The organism is Streptomyces sp. NPDC059875 (genome assembly GCF_042731085.1).
Taxonomy (GTDB): domain Bacteria; phylum Actinomycetota; class Actinomycetes; order Streptomycetales; family Streptomycetaceae; genus Streptomyces.
In genome coordinates this window covers 1-16,137 of sequence record NZ_JBHWJZ010000069.1, presented here as the reverse complement: position 1 = coordinate 16,137, position 16,137 = coordinate 1, and the positions used below count along the sequence as shown (strand labels likewise).

The 16,137-nt window shown below is 70.6% G+C and carries 14 protein-coding genes; all 14 read left to right on the top strand.

Features of this window, described 5'->3' with window-relative positions; genetic code table 11:
• Positions 1-1,908 (top strand): peptidoglycan D,D-transpeptidase FtsI family protein (locus tag ACFV9D_RS38240; protein ID WP_385157501.1); only part of this gene is annotated, 1,908 nt, incomplete at its 5' end.
• A 16-nt stretch (positions 1,909-1,924) separates the two neighbouring features.
• Entirely contained in the window at positions 1,925-3,580 is a 1,656-nt protein-coding gene (locus ACFV9D_RS38235; RefSeq protein ID WP_385157498.1) for a UDP-N-acetylmuramoyl-L-alanyl-D-glutamate--2,6-diaminopimelate ligase, read from the top strand.
• Positions 3,581-3,584: 4 nt separating this feature from the next.
• Positions 3,585-5,009, top strand: coding sequence for a UDP-N-acetylmuramoyl-tripeptide--D-alanyl-D-alanine ligase (gene murF / locus ACFV9D_RS38230; RefSeq protein WP_385157495.1), 1,425 nt, complete (start codon positions 3,585-3,587; stop codon positions 5,007-5,009).
• The gene (mraY, locus tag ACFV9D_RS38225) at positions 5,006-6,076 is read left to right on the top strand and encodes a phospho-N-acetylmuramoyl-pentapeptide-transferase (protein ID WP_315890924.1); all 1,071 of its coding nucleotides are present in this window, start codon (positions 5,006-5,008) and stop codon (positions 6,074-6,076) included. Before murF ends, mraY begins: the two co-directional genes overlap by 4 nt.
• Positions 6,058-7,485, top strand: coding sequence for a UDP-N-acetylmuramoyl-L-alanine--D-glutamate ligase (gene murD / locus ACFV9D_RS38220; protein ID WP_385157491.1), 1,428 nt, complete (start codon positions 6,058-6,060; stop codon positions 7,483-7,485). Before mraY ends, murD begins: the two co-directional genes overlap by 19 nt.
• A gap of 55 nt (positions 7,486-7,540) precedes the next feature.
• Positions 7,541-8,881: a putative lipid II flippase FtsW gene (gene ftsW, locus ACFV9D_RS38215; protein ID WP_385157488.1), complete on the top strand. Its 1,341-nt coding sequence runs from the start codon at positions 7,541-7,543 to the stop codon at positions 8,879-8,881.
• A 6-nt stretch (positions 8,882-8,887) separates the two neighbouring features.
• Complete coding sequence (gene murG, locus ACFV9D_RS38210) at positions 8,888-9,982, top strand: undecaprenyldiphospho-muramoylpentapeptide beta-N-acetylglucosaminyltransferase (protein WP_384529064.1); 1,095 nt, start codon at positions 8,888-8,890, stop codon at positions 9,980-9,982.
• A gap of 28 nt (positions 9,983-10,010) precedes the next feature.
• Positions 10,011-10,814, top strand: a complete 804-nt coding sequence (locus ACFV9D_RS38205; RefSeq protein WP_385157485.1) for a cell division protein FtsQ/DivIB — start codon at positions 10,011-10,013, stop codon at positions 10,812-10,814.
• Positions 10,815-11,094: 280 nt separating this feature from the next.
• Positions 11,095-12,306 (top strand): cell division protein FtsZ, encoded by a 1,212-nt coding sequence (gene ftsZ, locus ACFV9D_RS38200; protein WP_385157482.1) that lies wholly within the window; start codon positions 11,095-11,097, stop codon positions 12,304-12,306.
• Positions 12,303-13,082 carry a peptidoglycan editing factor PgeF gene (pgeF, locus tag ACFV9D_RS38195; protein WP_385157479.1) on the top strand — a complete coding sequence of 260 codons (780 nt, stop codon included), beginning with the start codon at positions 12,303-12,305 and terminating at the stop codon, positions 13,080-13,082. The genes ftsZ and pgeF overlap by 4 nt, the downstream gene beginning before the upstream one ends.
• Positions 13,079-13,798, top strand: a complete 720-nt coding sequence (locus ACFV9D_RS38190; protein ID WP_385157476.1) for a YggS family pyridoxal phosphate-dependent enzyme — start codon at positions 13,079-13,081, stop codon at positions 13,796-13,798. Before pgeF ends, ACFV9D_RS38190 begins: the two co-directional genes overlap by 4 nt.
• A 124-nt stretch (positions 13,799-13,922) precedes the next feature.
• A complete protein-coding gene (locus ACFV9D_RS38185) occupies positions 13,923-14,543 on the top strand; it encodes a cell division protein SepF (RefSeq protein WP_385157473.1) in 621 nt (206 codons plus the stop codon).
• A 77-nt stretch (positions 14,544-14,620) separates the two neighbouring features.
• Complete coding sequence (locus tag ACFV9D_RS38180) at positions 14,621-14,911, top strand: YggT family protein (RefSeq protein WP_019885526.1); 291 nt, start codon at positions 14,621-14,623, stop codon at positions 14,909-14,911.
• Positions 14,912-14,966: 55 nt separating this feature from the next.
• The gene (locus ACFV9D_RS38175; RefSeq protein WP_385157470.1) at positions 14,967-16,064 is read left to right on the top strand and encodes a DivIVA domain-containing protein; all 1,098 of its coding nucleotides are present in this window, start codon (positions 14,967-14,969) and stop codon (positions 16,062-16,064) included.
• The last annotated feature ends 73 nt before the right edge of the window (positions 16,065-16,137 follow it).

The following is a 16,137-nucleotide window of genomic DNA, read 5'->3' as shown; positions in this document are numbered from 1 at the left end:
ACAGGCCCCGCCCCGCGCCCCGCCGCCCGCTCCGGCGCCGCGCGCAGGCCCGCGCCGCGGCCCCCGGCGCGGCCGCGCACCATCCGGCTCGGCAGCCCCAAGCCCCGGCTGCGCCTGGTCTCCCTCGGGCTGACCCTCGTGATGCTGGCCTTCGTCGTCCGGCTGCTCCAGGTGCAGGCCGTCGACGCCAGCGCGCTGGCCGCCAAGGCGGAGGCGCACCGCTACCAGGAGTACACGCTCTCCGCCGACCGGGGCGAGATCACCGACCGCTCCGGGATCGCGCTGGCCGCCAGCGTCGACGCGTACGACATCACCGCCGACCCCAAGCTCTTCACCCCCCAGGAGAGCAGGATCCAGGACGCCCCGGAGCAGGCCGCCGCCCTCCTCGCGCCGCTCCTGGGCAAGGAACCGGCCGAGCTCGCGAAGAAGCTCCGCACCCCGAAGTCCCGCTACACCCTGCTCGCCCGCAAGCAGACACCCCAGGTCTGGAACCAGATCAAGGACCTCAAGAAGGTCTACGGGCAGAAGGCCAAGGCCTCCGAGGGCGGCAACGGGATCAACCTCCTGGGCGGCATCCTCAGCGAGCCCAGCACCAAGCGCGTGTACCCGAACGGCGAACTCGCCGCCGGGATACTGGGGTACGTCAATGCCGAGGGCCGTGGCGCCGGCGGCCTGGAGTCCCAGCTCGACAAGGAGCTCGCGGGCCAGGACGGCAAGATCAGGTTCGCCGAGTCCGGCGGCCGCCAGGTGCCGACCGCCGGTTCGCAGGGCACCCCGGCCGTGCCCGGCTCCGACATCGAGCTGACCATCGACCGGGACATCCAGTGGGCCGCCCAGCAGGCCATCACCGAGCAGGTGAAGAAGTCCAAGGCCGACCGCGGCTACGTCATAGTGCAGAACACGAAGACCGGCGAGGTCCTGGCCATGGCCAACGCCCCCGGCTTCGACCCCAACGACCTGTCCGCGGCCAACGCCGCCGCGATGGGCAACGCGGCCCTCCAGGATGCCTACGAGCCCGGCTCCACCAGCAAGGTCATGTCCATGGCCGCTGTCCTGGAGGAGGGCGTGGCGACCCCCGACACCCATGTCACCGTCCCCAACCGGCTGCACCGCGGCGACCGGCTCTTCAAGGACGACGTCGACCACCGCACCTGGTTCCTGACCCTCAACGGCGTCCTCGCCAAGTCCAGCAACATCGGCACCATCCTCGCCACCGGCCAGCTGGGCAAGACCCAGGCAGAGTCGAACCAGGTCCTCCACTCCTACCTGCGCAAGTTCGGCATCGGCAGCCCCACCGGGCTCGGCTACCCCGGCGAGACCCCGGGCATCCTCGCCAAGCCGCAGAACTGGTCGACCTCGCAGCAGTACACGATCCCCTTCGGCCAGGGCCTCTCGATCAACGCCATGCAGGCCGCCTCGGTGTACTCGACCATCGCCAACGGAGGCGTACGGATCGAGCCCACGCTCGTCCGCGGCACCAAGGGCCCCGACGGCCGGTTCACCCCGGCGCCCGCCCCGAAGCAGACCCGGGTGGTCAGCGACAAGACCGCCAAGACCCTCGCGCAGATGCTGGAGTCCGTGGTCGGCGACGAGGAGGGCACCGGCACCAAGGCCCGTATCCCCGGCTACCGCGTCGCGGGCAAGACGGGAACCGCCAACCGCGTCGACCCCGAACTCGGTCGCTACAAGGGGTACACCGCCTCCTTCGCCGGCTTCGCGCCCGCCGACGACCCGCAGATCACGGTCTACTGCGCCATCCAGAACCCCACCAAGGGCAACTACTTCGGCGGCCAGATCTGCGGACCCATCTACAAGAAGGTCATGGAGTTCGCCCTCAAGACCCTCCACGTGGCTCCGACGGGCAGCCAGCCCGCCCGGCTGCCGGTCATCTTCAAGGACAGCGAGTGACACCCCGGGAGCACCAGTGACCACGATCACCTCCGATTCCGGGAACCGGAAATCGAACTCCGGCGAGGCCCGGCCCTCTTTTGGCCCCCCGGCGGGTGGGCCCGGTACGCTCACCGCCGTGCCACACGCTGATCAGTACCGAACCACCCCGCCCCGCCCGGAGCAGGCCCGCCCGACACCCCTGGGCGACCTGGCCGCCCGGCTCGGTGTCGAGACGCCCGGCAGCACGGACACCGCCGTCTCGGGCATCACCCACGACTCACGGGCGGTACGCCCCGGGGACGTCTACGCCGCCCTGTCCGGCGCCCGGCTGCACGGCGCCGACTTCGCGGACCAGGCCGCCGGACTCGGAGCCGCCGCGATCCTCACCGACCCGGCGGGCGCCGAGCGCGCCGCCGCGACCGGCCTGCCGGTCCTGGTCGTCGAGGACCCGCGCGGCCGGATGGGCGAGCTCGCCGCCGAGATCTACGGCCGACCCGGTACGGACCTCCTCCAGCTCGGTATCACCGGCACCTCCGGCAAGACCACCACGGCCTACCTGGTGGAGGGCGGCCTCAAGGCGGCCGGACGCAAGACCGGCCTCATCGGCACGGTCGAGATGCGGATCGGCGACGAGCGCATCAAGTCGGAACGTACGACCCCGGAGGCCACCGACCTCCAGGCGCTCTTCGCCGTCATGCGCGAGCGCGGGGTCGAGGCGGTCGCCATGGAGGTCTCCAGCCACGCCCTCGTGCTCGGCCGGGTCGACGGCTGCGTCTTCGACGTCGCCGTCTTCAACAACCTGAGTCCCGAGCACATGGAGTTCCACTCCGACATGGAGGACTACTTCGGGGCCAAGGCGCAGCTTTTCACGCCCGAGCGCAGCAAACGGGGCGTGGTGAACCTCGACGACGCGTACGGCCGCAGGCTCGCCGGTGAGGCGACCGTCCCGGTGGTCACGTTCTCGGCCGAGGGCCACCCGGACGCCGACTGGCGCGCCGAGGGGGTCGAGATCGGCTCCCACGACTCCACGTTCACGGTCGTCGGTCCCCAGGGCGAGCGGCTCACCGCCACTGCCCCGCTGCCCGGACCGTTCAACGTCGCCAACACACTGGCCGCGATCGTCACCCTCGCCGTCGCCGGCATCGACCCGCAGACCGCCGCCGACGGCGTCGCCGCGGTCCCCGGCGTCCCCGGCCGCCTGGAGCGCGTCGACGCCGGCCAGCCGTACCTCGCGGTCGTCGACTACGCGCACAAGACGGACGCCGTCGAATCGGTCCTGCGCTCGCTGCGCAAGGTCACCGAGGGCAAGCTGCACATCGTCCTCGGCTGCGGCGGCGACCGGGACACCACCAAGCGCGGCCCGATGGGCGCCGCCGCGGCGCGGCTCGCCGACACCGCCGTACTGACCTCCGACAACCCCCGCTCCGAGGACCCCCTCGCGATCCTCGCCGCGATGCTCGCGGGCGCCGCCGAGGTGCCCGTCCACGAGCGCGGCGACGTCCTGGTCGACGCCGACCGGGCCGCCGCCATCGCCGCGGCCGTGGCCCGCGCAGAGCCGGGCGACACCGTGCTCGTCGCCGGCAAGGGCCACGAGCAGGGCCAGGACATCGCCGGAGTGGTCCGCCCCTTCGACGACCGCCAGGTTCTGCGCGAAGCGATCGAACACCGTCACAAGAACAGTCAGGGATGAAGCAGTGATCGCCCTCTCCCTCGCCGAGATCGCCGAAATCGTCGGCGGGCAGTCGTACGACATACCGGATCCGGCCGTCCAGGTCACCGGTCCCGTCGTCATCGACTCCCGTGAGGTGAAGCCCGGCAGCCTGTTCGCCGCCTTCGCCGGCGAACAGGTCGACGGCCACGACTACGCGACCCGTGCCGTCGAGGCGGGCGCGGCAGCCGTGCTGGCCGCCCGCCCCGTCGGCGTGCCCGCCATCGTCGTGGACGACGTACAGACGGCGCTCGGCGCCCTCGCCCGCGCCGTCGTCGAACGCCTCGGCACCGATGTCGTCGCGCTCACCGGCTCGGCCGGCAAGACCTCCACCAAGGACCTCATCGCCCAGGTCCTGCAGCGCCACGCGCCCACCGTGTGGACGCCCGGCTCGCTCAACAACGAGATCGGGCTGCCGCTGACGGCCCTGCGCGCCGGCGACGACACCCAGCACCTGGTCCTGGAGATGGGCGCCCGCGGCATCGGCCACATCCGCTACCTCACCGGATTGACCCCGCCGCGCATCGGACTCGTCCTGAACGTGGGCACCGCCCACATCGGCGAGTTCGGCGGACGCGAGCAGATCGCCGAGGCCAAGGGCGAACTCGTCGAGGCGCTTCCGCCGGCCGAGCAGGGCGGAGTGGCGGTCCTCAACGCCGACGACCCGCTCGTCCGGGCCATGGCCGCGCGCACCCACGCGCGCGTGGTCCTGTTCGGAGAAGCCCGCGAATCCGACGTACGTGCCGAGAATGTCCGTCTCACAGAGAACGGACAGCCCTCTTTCAGTCTTCACACACCCACCGGGTGCAGTGACGTGACCTTGCGCCTGTACGGTGAGCACCACGTGTCGAACGCGCTCGCCGCGGCCGCCGTCGCCCATGAGCTGGGCATGGCCGTCGAGGAGATCGCCACCGCGCTCTCCGAGGCAGGCACCCTGTCGCGCTGGCGCATGGAGGTCACCGAGCGTCCGGACGGCGTGACGATCGTCAACGACGCCTACAACGCGAACCCCGAGTCCATGCGAGCCGCGCTGCGCGCGCTCGCGGCCATGGGCCGGGCCGCACAGGCCCAGGGGGGCCGCACGTGGGCGGTGCTCGGCAAGATGGCCGAGCTCGGGGACGCATCGCTCGCCGAGCACGACGCGGTCGGGCGGCTCGCCGTCCGGCTCAACGTCAGCAAGCTCGTGGCGGTCGGGGACAGGGAAGCGTCCTGGTTGCAACTGGGCGCATATAACGAGGGTTCGTGGGGTGAGGAGTCGGTGCACGTGTCCGACGCGCAGGCGGCGGTCGACCTGTTGCGCAGTGAGCTGCGCCCGGGGGACGTCGTCCTTGTGAAGGCTTCCAGGTCGGTCGGTCTCGAGCAGGTCGCCCTGGCGCTGCTCGACTCCGAGAGCGAGGTCGCCGGCCGATGAGGCAGATCCTCTTCGCGGGGGCCATCGGGCTCTTCCTGACCCTGATCGGCACTCCGCTGCTCATCAAGCTCCTGGCCCGCAAGGGGTACGGACAGTTCATCAGGGACGACGGCCCGCGCGGCCACGCCGGCAAGAAGGGCACGCCCACCATGGGCGGTATCTCCTTCATCCTGGCCACGCTCATCGCGTACGCGCTCGCCAAGGTCATCACCGGTGAGGACCCGACCTACTCGGGTGTGCTGGTCCTCTTCCTGATGGCCGGCATGGGCCTGGTCGGCTTCCTCGACGACTACATCAAGATCGTCAAGCAGCGTTCGCTGGGCCTGCGCGCCAAGGCGAAGATGGCCGGCCAGCTGATCGTCGGCATCGCCTTCGCCGTGCTCTCGCTGCAGTTCGCGGACCTGCGCGGGCTCACGCCTGCCTCCGAGAAGCTCTCCTTCATCACGGACTTCGGCTGGTCCATCGGACCGGTGCTGTTCGTGGTCTGGGCGCTCTTCATGATCCTGGCCATGTCCAACGGCGTGAACCTGACGGACGGTCTGGACGGCCTGGCCACCGGCGCCTCGGTGATGGTCTTCGGCGCGTACACCTTCATCGGCCTGTGGCAGTTCCAGGAGTCCTGCGCCAACGCGGTGACCCTGACCAACCCCAACGCCTGCTTCGAGGTACGCGACCCGCTCGACCTCGCGGTCGTCGCCTCCGCCCTCATGGGTGCCTGCTTCGGCTTCCTGTGGTGGAACACCTCGCCGGCCAAGATCTTCATGGGTGACACCGGCTCGCTGGCGCTCGGCGGCGCCCTCGCCGGTCTCGCCATCTGCTCCCGTACGGAGCTCCTGCTCGCCCTCCTCGGCGGCCTGTTCGTGCTGATCACGATGTCCGTGGTCATCCAGGTCGGTTCGTTCAAGATGACGGGCAAGCGCGTCTTCCGGATGGCCCCGCTCCAGCACCACTTCGAGCTCAAGGGGTGGTCCGAAGTCCTGGTGGTCGTCCGGTTCTGGATCATCCAGGGCATGTGCGTGATCGTGGGCCTGGGCCTCTTCTACGCGGGATGGGCATCCGAAAAGTGAGCTGGAACGGCAAGAGGGTCACCGTCGCGGGCCTCGGGGTCTCCGGAATCCCGGCCGCCCGCGTCCTGCACGGCCTCGGCGCGGTCGTGACCGTCGTCAACGACGGCGACGACGAGCGCTCCCGGGCGCAGGCCGCCGAGCTGGAGGCCGAGGGGATCACCGTCCGCCTCGGCGACGGCGCGACCCTGCCCGAGGGCACCGAGCTGATCGTCACCACCCCCGGCTGGCGGCCCGACAAGCCGCTCTTCACGGCCGCCGCAGAGGCGGGCGTGGAGATCTGGGGCGACGTCGAGCTCGCCTGGCGCCTCCGCGGCCCCGACGCCGCCCCCTGGCTCGCCGTGACCGGCACCAACGGCAAGACCACGACCGTACGGATGCTCGCCTCGATCCTGGAGGCGGCGGGCCTGCGGACCGCGGCCGTCGGCAACATCGGCGTCTCGCTCCTCGACGCCGTCCTGGGCGACGAGACGTACGACGTGCTCGCCGTCGAACTCTCCAGCTACCAGCTGCACTGGGCGCCGAGCGTGCGCGCCCACTCGGCCGCCGTGCTCAACCTGGCGCCGGACCACCTCGACTGGCACGGCTCCATGGAGGCGTACGCCGCCGACAAGGGCCGGATCTACGAGGGCAACACCGTCGCCTGTGTCTACAACGTCGCCGACAAGGCGACCGAGGACCTGGTCCGCGAGGCCGACGTCGAGGAGGGCTGCCGCGCGATCGGCTTCACCCTCGGCACCCCCGGCCCGTCCCAGCTCGGCGTCGTCGAGGGCATCCTCGTCGACCGGGCCTTCGTCGAGAACCGGCAGAAGCAGGCCCAGGAGCTGGCCGAGGTCGCGGACGTCCAGCCGCCGGCCCCGCACAACATCGCCAACGCGCTCGCCGCGGCGGCCCTGGCCCGCGCCTTCGGCGTCGAGCCGAGGGCCGTACGGGACGGACTGCGGGCCTTCCGGCCCGACCCGCACCGCATCGAGCTGGTCGAGGACGTCGAGGGCGTGGTCTACGTCGACGACTCCAAGGCGACCAACACCCATGCCGCCGAAGCCTCGTTGGCGGCCTACGACCCGATCGTCTGGATCGCCGGCGGCCTCGCCAAGGGCGCGACCTTCGACGAACTCGTCCAGAAGTCCGCGCAGCGGCTGCGCGGGGCCGTGCTGATCGGCGCCGACCGCGCCCTGATCCGCGAAGCCCTGGCGCGACACGCCCCGGAGGTACCGGTGGTGGACCTCGACCGGACCGACACTGGGGCGATGTCCGCGGCGGTCCAGGAGGCGGCCCGGCTCGCCCGGCCGGGCGACACGGTTCTGCTGGCCCCGGCCTGTGCCTCGATGGACATGTTCGCCAATTACAACAAGCGGGGCGAGGCGTTCGCGGACGCGGTCCGCACCCTTGCCGCCACCGGGCGCGTCTGACCTGACCAGCGAGAAGGTCCGGCCGCGCCGGGCACGACTGGAGGGGACAGCGACCATGCCGAGCAGAACCGCCGGGCCTCGTCGGCCCTCCGCCGTACGTGGCGGAGGGCGGGCCCCCACACCGCCGCGTGCATCCCGCGGCGGCGGCGTACGGCGGATGTACGAGCAGGCCCGCCGCGCCTGGGACCGGCCCCTGACCGCGTACTACGTGATCCTCGGCGCCGCGCTGCTCATCACCACCCTCGGCCTGGTGATGGTCTACTCCGCCTCGATGATCACGGCGCTGCGCTACGACCTCGTGCCCTCGTACTTCTTCCGCAAACAGTTCTTCGCCGCGGTCCTCGGCACGGTGCTGCTCCTGGTGGCGTCCCGGATGCCCGTGAAGCTGCACCGGGCGCTGGCGTACCCGATCCTGGTCGGCGCCGTCTTCCTGATGGTGCTCGTCCAGGTCCCGGGGATAGGGCGTGCGGTCGGCGGCAACCAGAACTGGATCTCGCTGGGCGGACCGTTCATGCTGCAGCCCAGCGAGTTCGGCAAGCTGGCGCTGATCCTGTGGGGCGCCGATCTGCTCGCCCGCAAGCAGGACATGAAGCTGCTGACCCAGTGGAAGCACATGCTGGTGCCGCTGGTCCCCGGCGCCTTCCTGCTGCTCGGGCTGATCATGCTCGGCGGGGACATGGGTACGGCGATCGTCCTCACCGCGATCCTCTTCGGGCTTCTGTGGACGGCCGGCGCGCCCACCCGGCTCTTCGTCGGGGTGCTCACCGTGGCGGGAACGATCGGCTTCCTGCTGATCAGGACCAGCGCCAACCGGATGAAGCGATTCGCCTGCATCGGTGCCACCGACCCCGGGGGAGAGGGTGCGCCCTGTCTCCAGGCCGCGCACGGGATCTATGCTCTGGCCTCAGGCGGATGGTTCGGTTCCGGTCTGGGTGCCAGTGTGGAAAAATGGGGCCAACTACCCGAAGCGCACACCGACTTCATCTTCGCCGTCACCGGGGAGGAACTGGGTCTGGCGGGGACGCTGTCGGTACTCGCCCTGTTCGCGGCTCTAGGCTATGCGGGTATCCGCGTGGCCGGACGCACGGAGGACCCCTTCGTGAGGTACGCCGCGGGAGGCGTGACCACCTGGATCACGGCGCAGGCCGTGATCAACATCGGTGCGGTGCTCGGTCTGCTGCCGATCGCCGGGGTCCCGCTCCCGCTGTTTTCGTACGGGGGGTCGGCCCTGCTGCCGACCATGTTCGCCGTCGGGCTCCTCATCGCCTTCGCGCGACAGGAACCCGCCGCGAAAGCGGCTCTGGCCTTGCGTCGCCCCGGCTGGGGTAGGCGGGCCGGAGTGAGATGGAAGTCGATGCGACGGCGCGTCAAGAAGCGTCCGTCCGGAGAGCGGTGAATTTCGGTGCATGTCGTACTCGCCGGTGGGGGGACCGCCGGCCACATCGAGCCCGCGCTCGCCCTCGCGGACGCCCTGCGCAGGCAGGACCCGAGCGTGGGAATCACGGCGCTCGGCACGGAGAAGGGACTGGAGACCCGGCTCGTACCCGAGCGGGGCTACGAGCTGGCGCTCATCCCCGCCGTGCCGCTGCCGCGCAAGCCCACCCCTGAGCTGATCACCGTCCCCGGGCGGCTGCGCGGCACCATCAAGGCGGCCGAGCAGATCCTGGAGCGCACCAAGGCGGACTGCGTGGTCGGCTTCGGCGGCTACGTGGCCCTGCCCGGATATCTCGCGGCCAAGCGCCTCGGGGTGCCGATCGTGGTCCACGAGGCCAACGCCCGGCCCGGCCTGGCCAACAAGATCGGCTCGCGGTACGCGGCCGGGGTCGCCGTCGCCACCCCGGACTCCAAGCTCCGCAACGCCCGCTACATCGGCATCCCGCTGCGGCACACCATCGCCACCCTCGACCGGGCCCGGGTCCGGCCCGAGGCGCGCGCCGCCTTCGGTCTCGACCCGAACCTGCCGACGCTGCTGGTCTCCGGCGGCTCGCAGGGCGCCCGGCGCCTCAACGAGGTCATCCAGCAGATCGCGCCGGTGCTCCAGCGCTCCGGCATCCAGATCCTGCACGCGGTCGGCCCGAAGAACGAGGTGCCGCGTGTCGACAACATGCCCGGGATGCCGCCGTACGTCCCGGTACCGTACGTGGACCGGATGGATCTCGCGTACGCCGCCGCCGACATGATGCTGTGCCGCGCGGGCGCGATGACCGTCGCCGAACTGTCCGCTGTCGGGCTGCCCGCCGCCTATGTCCCGCTGCCGATCGGCAACGGCGAACAGCGGCTCAACGCCCAGCCGGTGGTCAAGGCCGGCGGCGGCCTGCTCGTCGACGACGCGGAGCTGTCGCCGCAGTGGGTGCAGGGCAACGTCCTGCCCGTACTCGCCGATCCGCACCGGCTGTACGAGATGTCCCGCGCCGCGGCCGAGTTCGGCCGCCGGGACGCCGACGATCTGCTCGTCGGCATGGTGTACGAGGCGATCGCCGCACGCCGGCAGGCGTAGGGCGGAAGCGGAAGGCAGGAGACGCCAGGTGGCAGCTGGACCGACGACCGCCGAGAAGAACGGCACGAGCAGGCCGAAGGGGTCGTCGGAACGGCCGTCCCGCACGGGCACCCGGAAGAGTCGTCTCCGGGTGCCCGGCCCGCGCGTCCTGCTGATCGTCCTGGCCGTACTCGCGCTCGTGGCCGGCGGAATCTGGGCGCTCTACGGCTCGTCCTGGCTGCGCGTGGAGCGGGTGAAGACCTCCGGCACGCAGGTTCTGACACCTCGTGAAGTGGAAGCGGCCGCCGCCGTTCCGATCGGGTCCCCGCTCGTCTCCGTCGACACGGACGCGATCGAGGCGCGACTTCTGCGGAAACTGCCCCGCATCGACACGGTGGAGGTCGTGCGGTCCTGGCCGCACGGAATCGGTCTGAAAGTGACGGAACGGAAGCCCGTTCTGCTGGTGGAAATGGGCGGAAAGTTCACGGAAGTGGACTCCACCGGAACCCGTTTCGCCACCGTGGACAAAGCACCCCCAGGCGTACCGAAACTCGTCCTGGACGTCGCCTCCTCGCCGAGCCTGCGCCGCTTCGACGCGGACCGCCTGCTGCTCGACGCCGTGGGCGTGACGGGCGAACTCCCGGAGAAAATCGCCCGGGACACTCGTGTCGTCAAGGTCGCCTCGTACGACTCCATCACTCTGGAGCTCGGTGGCGGCCGTACGGTCTTCTGGGGCAGCGGCGAGGACGGTGCCGTCAAGGCGCGCGTACTCACGGCGCTGATGAAAGCAACGCCCAAAGCGGGGCACTTCGATGTAAGCGCCCCCACCGCCCCGGCCGCGTCCGGGAGTTGACGCGCATCAGCGCTGGCCAGCACCCTGGTTGGCCAGCGCTACGGGTGATCACATAGGGTGAAAAGAAAAACGGGAGGTTCGGCGTGTTCGTTGAACGTGCGCCACTTGTCGACTTAGTGTCCTGTTCGGAAGAGTCCAGCGAACAGAGACACTGGTAACCCTAAACTTCAACGTTAGGGTTTGGGTCGGCGTTTCGGACCGTCCCAATCGGCATCCGTTGTCGCAGCGCGACTACCACCGCGAAGCGGCGACACGTAACTCGAGGCGAGAGGCCTTCGACGTGGCAGCACCGCAGAACTACCTCGCAGTCATCAAGGTCATCGGTGTCGGCGGCGGTGGTGTCAATGCCATCAACCGAATGATCGAGGTCGGTCTCAAGGGCGTCGAGTTCATCGCGATCAACACCGACGCGCAAGCGCTGTTGATGAGCGACGCCGACGTCAAGCTCGACGTCGGTCGTGAACTCACCCGCGGCCTCGGGGCCGGGGCCAACCCGGCAGTCGGTCGCAAGGCGGCAGAGGACCACCGTGAGGAGATCGAGGAGGTCCTCAAGGGGGCCGACATGGTCTTCGTCACCGCCGGCGAAGGTGGCGGCACCGGCACCGGCGGCGCACCCGTCGTGGCCAACATCGCGCGCTCGCTCGGCGCCCTGACGATCGGTGTGGTCACCCGGCCGTTCACCTTCGAGGGACGCCGTCGGGCCAACCAGGCGGAGGACGGCATCGCCGAGCTCCGCGAAGAGGTCGACACCCTCATCGTCATCCCGAACGACCGGCTGCTCTCGATCTCGGACCGCCAGGTCTCCGTGCTCGACGCCTTCAAGTCGGCCGACCAGGTCCTGCTGAGCGGCGTGCAGGGCATCACCGACCTCATCACCACGCCGGGTCTGATCAACCTCGACTTCGCCGACGTCAAGTCGGTCATGTCCGAGGCCGGTTCGGCCCTCATGGGCATCGGCTCCGCCCGCGGCGACGACCGCGCGGTGGCGGCGGCGGAGATGGCGATCTCCTCGCCGCTCCTCGAGGCGTCCATCGACGGCGCCCGTGGCGTGCTGCTCTCCATCTCCGGCGGCTCCGACCTCGGTCTCTTCGAGATCAACGAGGCCGCGCAGCTGGTGAGCGAGGCCGCCCACCCCGAGGCCAACATCATCTTCGGCGCCGTCATCGACGACGCCCTGGGCGACGAGGTGCGGGTCACGGTCATCGCGGCCGGCTTCGACGGCGGCCAGCCGCCGACCCGCCGGGACAACATCCTCAGCTCGGCCTCCGCCAAGCGCGAGGAGCCGGCCCCGGCGCCGCGCGCCACCGAGCGCCCGCTCGGCGGCCTCGGCACCGTCGCCCCCCGGGACGAGCCGGTCGCCCCGGCCGAGCCGGCTCCGGTGGCCTCCACCGAGAGCACGCTGCCCCCGGCCACCCCGCCGGTGGTCCCGCCGGCCCGCCCGTACCCGGACACCCAGGCCGAAGAGCTGGATGTTCCGGACTTCCTGAAGTGATAGAGCAGCTCGAACCCGTGAGCGGCGCGCACTTCGCCTTCACCGACAGGTGGGGCGGGGTGAGCGCCGTTCCGTACGAGGAGCTCAACCTCGGCGGCGCGGTGGGGGACGAGCCCGAGGCCGTACGGACCAACCGTGCGCGGGCCGCCGGCGCGCTGGGGCTCGACCCCGGGCAGGTCGTCTGGATGAACCAGGTGCACGGCCCGGACGTCGCGGTGGTCGAAGGGCCCTGGGGCGACCGGCCGGTGCCGGAGGTCGACGCGATCGTCACCGCCCGGCGCGGACTCGCCCTCGCCGTCCTCACCGCCGACTGCACCCCGGTCCTCCTCGCCGACCCCGTCGCCGGGGTCGTGGCCGCCGCCCACGCCGGGCGGCCCGGGATGGTCGCCGGGGTCGTACCGGCCGCGGTGAAGGCCATGATCGAACTGGGCGCCGACCCGGCCCGTATCACCGCCCGTACCGGCCCCGCCGTCTGCGGGCGCTGCTACGAGGTGCCGGAGGCGATGCGCGCCGAGGTGGCCGCGGTCGAGCCGGCCGCCTTCGCCGAGACGAGCTGGGGCACCCCGGCCGTCGACGTCACCGCCGGGGTTCACGCCCAGCTCGAGCGGCTGGGGATCCGGGACCGGCGGGCCAGTGAGGTCTGCACCCGCGAGTCGGGCGACCACTTCTCGTACCGCCGCGATCGCACCACGGGGCGACTCGCGGGATATGTCTGGTTGGACGCTGTCTCTACCCGGGGGGCGACCCCCGGACCCCCGGCAGGAAAGAACTCATGAGGGACCGTAAGTCGGAACTCGCGGAGAACCTGGCGCGGGTGGAGGAACGTATCTCTGCCGCCTGCGCCGCCGCCGGACGCAAGCGGGCGGATGTGACCCTGATCGTGGTCACCAAGACCTACCCCGCGAGCGATGTGCGACTTCTGCACGAACTCGGCGTTCGGGACGTCGCCGAGAACCGGGACCAGGACGCCGCCCCCAAGGCCGCGGCCTGCGCGGATCTGGACCTCCGCTGGCACTTCGTCGGCCAGTTGCAGACCAACAAGGTCCGATCTGTGACGAGTTATGCCGATGTCGTGCAGTCCGTGGACCGTTTGAAGCTCGTCACCTCCCTGTCGACGGCGGCGGAGAAGGCCGGGCGCGAGCTCGGCTGCCTCGTCCAGGTCGCGCTCGACGCCGAGTCGGGCCACCGGGGCGACCGGGGCGGCGTGTCGCCGGACGACATCGAGGAGTTGGCCGCCGCCGTGGACACCGCGCCCGGGCTGAGACTCGACGGACTGATGACCGTCGCGCCGCTCGCCGGCCCGTACGCGGGGCGCCAACGTGCGGCGTTCGACAGGTTGATGGATTTGTCGACTGTCCTGCGCGCGACCCGTCCGGCTGCGAACATGGTGTCGGCGGGGATGAGTGCGGACCTCGAGGAGGCCGTGGCGGCCGGAGCGACACATGTGCGCATCGGTACGGCGGTACTGGGTGTCCGCCCCAGGCTCGGGTAACGTCGCGAAGCAAGTCGGACCACAGCAGAAAATATGGTCATTCCCGCTGATCGGCGGGCAGACCCCGTGGATCGCGGGCACTTGGTGACGATGCCGATCCACCACAGAGCGGAGGACTCAGAGAATGGCCGGCGCGATGCGCAAGATGGCGGTCTACCTCGGCCTCGTGGAGGACGATGGGTACGACGGCCGGGGGTTCGACCCCGACGACGACTTCGAACCCGAGCTGGAACCCGAACCCGAGCGCGAACGGCGCCATGTGCCCCCGCGGCAGATCGAGCGGGAGGAACCGGTGCGCGTGGTGCAGCCGCCCGCACCCCGTGAGCCCGTCGCCCAGTCTGTCCCGGTACACGCGGAAAGCGGACGTCCTGCCCGAATTGCCCCCGTGGCATCCATCACACCCGAACGTCCGAGCCTGGAGAAGAACGCGCCGGTGATCATGCCCAAGGTCGTGTCCGAGCGGGAGCCCTACCGCATCACAACGCTGCACCCCAGGACCTACAACGAGGCCCGTACCATCGGGGAACACTTCCGCGAGGGCACCCCGGTGATCATGAACCTCACGGAGATGGACGACACCGATGCGAAGCGACTTGTCGACTTTGCCGCCGGACTCGTCTTCGGGCTCCATGGCAGCATTGAGCGCGTGACGCAGAAGGTGTTCCTGTTGTCGCCTGCTAACGTCGATGTCACGGCGGAGGACAAGGCCCGCATCGCAGAGGGCGGATTCTTCAACCAGAGCTGAGAACACACGACCGGAACGGGCCGGCCGAGAGGCCGGTCGAGCGAGAGCACGAGAGCCAGGGGAGAGGGAAGCGCGGGATGGGCGTCGCACTACAAGTGGTCTACATCGCTCTGATGTGCTTCCTCATCGTGCTGATCTTCCGATTGGTCATGGACTACGTCTTCCAGTTCGCCCGTTCATGGCAACCCGGTAAGGCGATGGTGGTCGTTCTGGAGGCCACCTACACTGTCACCGATCCACCGCTCAAGCTCCTTCGGCGGTTCATTCCGCCGTTGCGTCTCGGGGGCGTGGCACTCGACCTGTCCTTCTTCGTTCTGATGATCATCGTCTACATCCTGATCTCCATCGTGAGCAGCTTCGCGAGGTGAATGTGGACGATACGGTCTTGCCGACTGCCGACGACTACGTAGAGGTGAAGAAGAGATGCCGCTGACCCCCGAGGACGTGCGGAACAAGCAGTTCACGACCGTCCGCCTTCGAGAAGGCTATGACGAGGACGAGGTCGATGCCTTCCTCGACGAGGTCGAAGCCGAGCTGACCCGCCTGCTCCGCGAGAACGAGGACCTGCGCGCCAAGCTGGCCGCCGCGACGCGTGCCGCTGCGCAGAACCAGCAGCAGGGTATGCGCAAGCCGCCGGAGCAGCAGGATCGTCCCGTCGGTCCCGGCGCCCCCGTGCCCGCCGCCATATCCGGACCGCCGGTCCAGCAGCAGCCCCCGCAGATGGGTCCGCCGCAGCTGCCGTCCGGTGCGCCGCAGCTTCCCGCCGGTCCTGGTGGCCACGGCCCCGGCCCGATGCAGGGTGGTCCGATGGGCCCCGGCCCCGGCCAGATGCAGGGCGGCCCCATGGGTCAGCCGATGGGCGGCCCGATGGGTCACCCGCAGCAGCAGATGCAGCAGCCGATGCAGCAGCCCCAGCAGGGCCCCGGTGGCGACAGCGCCGCGCGCGTGCTTTCGCTGGCCCAGCAGACGGCCGACCAGGCGATCGCGGAGGCCCGTTCCGAGGCCAACAAGATCGTCGGCGAGGCGCGCTCGCGCGCCGAGGGCCTGGAGCGGGACGCCCGCGCCAAGGCGGACGCGCTGGAGCGGGACGCGCAGGAGAAGCACCGCGTCGCGATGGGCTCGCTGGAGTCGGCCCGCGCCACGCTGGAGCGCAAGGTCGAGGACCTGCGCGGCTTCGAGCGCGAGTACCGCACGCGGCTGAAGTCCTACCTCGAGTCGCAGCTGCGTCAGCTGGAGACCCAGGCGGACGACTCGCTGGCTCCCCCGCGGACGCCGGCCACGGCCTCCCTGCCGCCGGCCCCGTCGATGGCCTCGGCAGGCGCGAGCGCCCCGTCCTACGGCGGCAACGGCACGATGGGCGGCGCGCCGTCCATGGGCGGTGCCCCGTCGTACGGTGGCCAGCAGCAGATGTCCCCGGCGATGACCCAGCCGATGGCTCCGGTCCGCCCGCAGGCACCGCAGCCGATGCAGCAGGCGCCGGCGCCGATGCGCGGCTTCCTGATCGACGAGGACGACAACTGACGGCGGCCGGTCGCGCGATGAGCGCGTAGCCGTCGGCAGGCTAAAGGGCCGGGCCCCTGGGAAACCAGGGGCC